1 protein-coding gene is annotated in these 966 nt (G+C 77.4%); it reads left to right on the plus strand.

Annotated elements, in window-relative coordinates; all coding sequences use genetic code 11:
• Positions 1-171 precede the first annotated feature (171 nt).
• Positions 172-966: serine/threonine-protein kinase (locus tag F9B16_RS50495; RefSeq protein ID WP_151547357.1), on the plus strand; the 795-nt coding region annotated here is incomplete at its 3' end.

Genomic DNA, 966 nt, shown 5'->3' on the forward strand with positions numbered 1-966 from the left:
CGCGTGTCGCGCTGGCCGCCCGCGTGTCGCGCTGGCCGCCCGCGTGCCGTGCTGACCGGGCGCGTGCCGTGCTGACCGGGCGCGTGCCGCCGCGTCCCGCCGTGGGACGGCCGGGTCGCCGCGCCGCGCCCGATTCGGTACCTTCTTCGCGATCATGGCGGGGAGGGTGCGATGAGCGGCTGGCGGATCGACGGATACGCCGAGGTGCGGGAGCTGGGCGCGGGCGCCCAGGGGCGCGTCGTGCTCGCCCGGCACGAGCGGTCCGGCACGCCCGTCGCGATCAAGTACCTGAACGCGTCCGCGAGCGAGGACGACCGCGAGCGGCTCCGGCACGAGGCCCGGATGCTCGGGCAGGCCGAGAGCCCGCACATCGCCCGCCTCTTCCGGCTCGTCGAGGGCCCCGACGGCGCCGCGATCATCATGGAGGCCGTCGACGGGGTGTCCCTCAAGGAGCTCCTCGCGCGGCACGGCGCGCTCGGCCCGGAGGCGTCGCTGTCGGTGCTGAAGGGCTCGCTGCTCGGCCTCGCCGCCGCCCACGCGCTCGGCGTCGTCCACCGCGACTACAAGCCCGCGAACGTCGTCGTCCCGGCGGACGGGCGCAGCCGGCTCGTCGACTTCGGCATCGCCGCCCCGGCCGGGCAGGAGGCCGGCGGCGCCGGCACCCCGTCCTACATGGCGCCCGAGCAGTGGGACCGGCACACCGCCACGCCCGCGACCGACGTGTACGCCGCGACCTGCGTGTTCGTCGAGTGCGTCAGCGGGCACCGGCCGTTCGCCGGGAACCGCGCCGAGCTGATGCGGGCGCACCTCACCGGCCCCGTCCCGGCCGAGACCGTCCCCGAACCGCTCCGCCCCCTCGTCGCGCGCGGCATGGCGAAGGACCCCGCCGACCGGCCGCCGAGCGCCGCCGCGTTCGTCGACGACCTGGAGCGGACCGCCCGCGAGGCCTACGGGCCGGACTGGGAG

Origin of the sequence: Actinomadura montaniterrae (assembly GCF_008923365.1) — a bacterium.
Taxonomy (GTDB): domain Bacteria; phylum Actinomycetota; class Actinomycetes; order Streptosporangiales; family Streptosporangiaceae; genus Spirillospora; species Spirillospora montaniterrae.